The organism is Nocardia lijiangensis NBRC 108240, assembly GCF_001613045.1.
GTDB lineage: Bacteria > Actinomycetota > Actinomycetes > Mycobacteriales > Mycobacteriaceae > Nocardia > Nocardia lijiangensis.
This window is the reverse complement of record NZ_BDBP01000194.1, coordinates 1-4149: the sequence shown is the minus strand read 5'-3', so window position 1 is coordinate 4149 and position 4149 is coordinate 1. Positions and strand designations below refer to the sequence as shown.

Genomic DNA, 4149 nt, shown 5'->3' with positions numbered 1-4149 from the left:
ACACCCTCAGCCCAACCCACCCCATCAGCCGCAGCAGCGAACGACTTACACCGCCCATCAGCGGCCAGGCCCCGCTGGCGAGCGAACTCGACAAGAGTGCCGGGAGTCGACATCACCGTCACGCCGCCGGCCAGGGCCATCGAGCATTCGCCCGCCCGCAGCGCCGACACCGCCTGATGCACAGCCACCAACGATGACGAGCACGCCGTATCCACCGATAGCGCGGGCCCCACTAGACCGAGCACATAGGAGATTCGGCCGGATAGCGCGCTCGCCGCGTTTCCGGTCAGCGCGACGCCTTCCGCCTCCGGCGGCATATCGCCGATCCGCGGCGCGTAGTCGTAATACATGACCCCGGCGAAGACACCGGTTCGGCTGCCCTTCAGCGTGGTGGGATCGATACCCGCGTGTTCGATCGTCTCCCACGCCGTCTCCAACAACAACCGCTGCTGCGGATCCATCGCCAACGCCTCACGCGGCGAGATACCGAAAAACGACGCATCGAACTCCGCCGCGTCGTAAAGAAACCCACCCTCCCGCGCATAACTCTTACCCACCGCATCCGGATCCGAATCGAACAGATCCTCCCGCCAACCACGATCCTCCGGAAGCCCCGCGACAGCGTCGACCTCGTCGGACACTATGCGCCACAACTGCTCCGGCGAACCCACACCCCCCGGATAGCGACAACCCATACCCACGATCACGATCGGATCGTCGTCCACGGCAGCGACCACCGGCGCCGGTGCGATCGCGGCAACCGCCCCGGACACCTCGGCGGCCAGGTACCCCACCAGCTCCGCCACGGTCGGGTAGTCGAAGACCAGCGTCGTCGGCAGCCGCAACCCGGTCAGTTTGGTCAGCCGATTGCGCAGTTCGACCGCGGTCAGCGAATCGAATCCGAGTTCCTTGAAGGCTCGCTTGCCGACAATGTCCGCGGCGCCGTCATGACCGAGTACGAGTGCGGCCTCCCGGTTGATCAGTTCTGTCAACGCGGCGTGACGCCGGCGCTCGTCGAGCCCGGCCAGCTGCTGTGCCCATCCTGGTGCGTCGACGGCCTGATGTGCCGGAGCCGCGCGCAGGCGACGGGGACCAGAGCTGAGCAGATCGACATAGATGCCGTCGGTGAGATTGGCGCGGATCGCATCCAGATCCAGCCTGGCGGGCACCAGCATCGCCCCCGGCACAGTCAATGCGCGATCCAGCAGTGCCAGCCCTGCGGTGCGGCTCATCGCGAGCCACCCGCGGCGGTTCATACGCTGCCGGTCGGTCGCTTGCAGGTGTGCGGTGAGACCGCCGTCCTGTTCCCACAATCCCCAGGCCAGCGACGTCGCGGGCAAGCCCAAACCGTGCCGATACTGCGCCAACCCATCCAGGAAAGCATTGCCTGCGGCGTAATTGCCCTGGCCTGGGGAACCCAATACGCCCGCGACCGACGAGTACAGAATGAAGGCGCGCAGATCCAGGTCACGCGTCAGCTCGTGCAGATGCCATGCCGCGTCCACCTTCGGCGCCAGCACCCGCCGCAGTTGGGCATCGGTCAGCGAGGTGATGACGCCATCATCGAGCACACCGGCGGTGTGCACGACAACCCGTACCGGGAATTCCGGATCCACACCCGCCAAGACCTCGGCCAGCTGAGCGCGATCGGCCACATCACATGCCGCAGCGAGCACCGCGGTCGCACCCGCTGCGAGCAGCTCCTGCCGCAGCTCGGCGAAACCCTCCGCCGATTCACCGCGGCGACTCACCAGCAGCACCCGCCGCACGCCGTGGGCGGTCACCAGGTGCCGGGCGAGCACCGACCCCAGAGCGCCCGAGCCACCGGTGATCAGCACCGTGCCCTCGGCGTCCCAGACCGGCGAAACATCCTGAGCGAGTGGGCTACTCGCCCCGTCGACCCGTGCCAGGCGTGGTACCCGCACCTGCCCGGCCTGTATTATCAACTGCGACTCGCCACTGTCCAGGGCCGCGCCCAGCACTCGCCACGACTCGGGCGATCCATCGGTATCGACCAGTACAAACCGATCCGGGTGCTCCAACTGCGCCGATCGCACCAGGCCCCACACCGGTGAGTTCGCCAAACCCGACACCGAATCCGTGGCCTCGGAACTGGATTCGGTGCCGCCGATGCCGGAAGCATTGCGGGTCAACACGACCAGACGCGTGTCCGCCACCCGCGGTTCGGACTGCCATGCCCGCAGCAGAGCAAGCACCTCGGCGGTCCGCCGGTACACGCCCTCGACGACCGAACCAGTGAGCGAGTCAGCAGCGACTGCGGCCAACACCACCTCGGGAATCGCGTATCCGGTGTCGAGGGACTCGAGCAATCCAGTCAGATCCTCGAGCCGCGCCGCAGCCCCGGTGTCCGGGCCGAGTACGGTGGCGTCTCCGAGCAGTGCCCAACCGGTCCGATCCTCGGACACCGGTTGTGCCAGTGCGTGCTCGGTCCACTCGAGTCGGTACAGCGAGTCCTGACGGGTGGCAGCGCCGCCGTGCCGTTCCAGCTGCTCGGGGATGGCTCGCATGGTCACTGCGCCGATGGTCATGATCGGGCTGTCGTGATCATCGACCAGCCACACCGATACCCCGCCTGCGGCGACCGGGGCAATCCGCACCCGCGCGCGTTCGGCACCGCTCGCCGACACGCGTAGCCCGTGCCACGTGAAAGGCAGACCGGCCTGCGCGGCCGATTCGTCGATCCCGGGCAGCATCGCGTGCAGGGCGCTGTCGAGCAGCGCCGGATGCATCAGGAACGATCCCGGAACGGCGCCTGCCTCCGAGTGCAATACGACCTCGGCGAACACCTCGGGGCCGCGCCGCCAGGCCCGTTGCAGACCCCGGAATACCGGACCGTATTCGTACCCGTGTTCCGCCAACCGATCGTAGGCGCCTCCGAGATCGATCTCGACGGCGCCGACCGGCGGCCACACGCCCAAACCTCCTGGGGTGTCTGATGTCTCGGTGTCATCCGCAAGGACCGCACTGGCATGAAGCAGCCATTCCCCGGCGCCGGTCTCGCCGGTGTCGGGGCGCGAGTGCACGACCGCCTCGCGCCGACCGTCCGCATCCGGTTCGCCCACCACGATCCGCACCTGCACCGGGTCGGGTGACAGCAGCAGGGGTGTCACCAAAGTCAGCTCTTCGAGTAGCGCGCACCCGACACGGTCACCCGTGGCGATGAGCAGCTCCACGAATCCGGTGCCTGGCAGTAGGACCGCACCGGCGACCCGATGATCGGCCAGCCACGGATGGGAGCGCAATGACAATTCGCCGGTCACAACCATCCCACCGGCGGGCAGCTCCACAACGGCACCCAGCAGAGGATGGTCCGACACACCGACGCCGAGCGGACCTGCGACGGCGGCATCGGCCACCGGCTCCAACCAGAAGCGCTTGCGCTGGAACGCATACGTGGGAAGATCAACCCGCCGAACTACGCCCGCCGCGATCGAATCCACGTCCGCGGCCACAACACCGGTAGTGAACAACTCGGCGATGCTCGTCAAGAGGTACTGGGCTTCGTCACGGTCGCGGCGCAGCGCAGCGGTGACCGTGAACTCTCGATGCGACTGTGCCAGGGTGTCGGTGATCGCACCGGTCAAACTCGGATCCGGACCCAACTCCACGAACCCGCCGATCCCCTGCTCCGCCGCCACCGCGACCGCCTCCGCAAAGCGCACCGGAGCCAGAATCTGATCCACCCAATACCGCGGATCGGTCCACGCCTGCGAATCCAACAGCGTCCCGGTCGCCGTCGACACAATCGGCACCCTCGCCGGAGCAAACGACAACCCCGACAACACCCGAGCGAACTCCTCGATCATCGGCGTCATCAACGGCGAATGAAACGCATGACTCACCCGCAGCAACCGCGCGCGACCACCACGCTCCACCACCAAGTCCACCACGCGAGCGACCGCGTCGGCCGCACCCGAAACCACCACCGCCACAGGACCGTTCACCGCAGCGATCACAGGTGCAGCACCGGTCTCGGCGAGCACCTCGTCCAGCAGCTCCTGAACCTCGGCCTCAGTGGCGGTGACCGCAGCCATCGCACCCCCCACCGGCAACTGCTGCATCAACCGCGCACGCGCCGCCACCAACACACACGCATCATGCAAATCCAGCACCCCGGCCACATGAGCG

The 4149-nt window shown here is 67.3% G+C and carries 1 protein-coding gene; it reads right to left on the bottom strand.

Features of this window, described 5'->3' with window-relative positions; all coding sequences use genetic code 11:
* On the bottom strand, window positions 1-4109 hold a 4109-nt coding region (locus NL1_RS35730; RefSeq protein ID WP_245673743.1), incomplete at its 3' end, for an SDR family NAD(P)-dependent oxidoreductase.
* Between the last annotated feature and the right edge of the window lie 40 nt (window positions 4110-4149).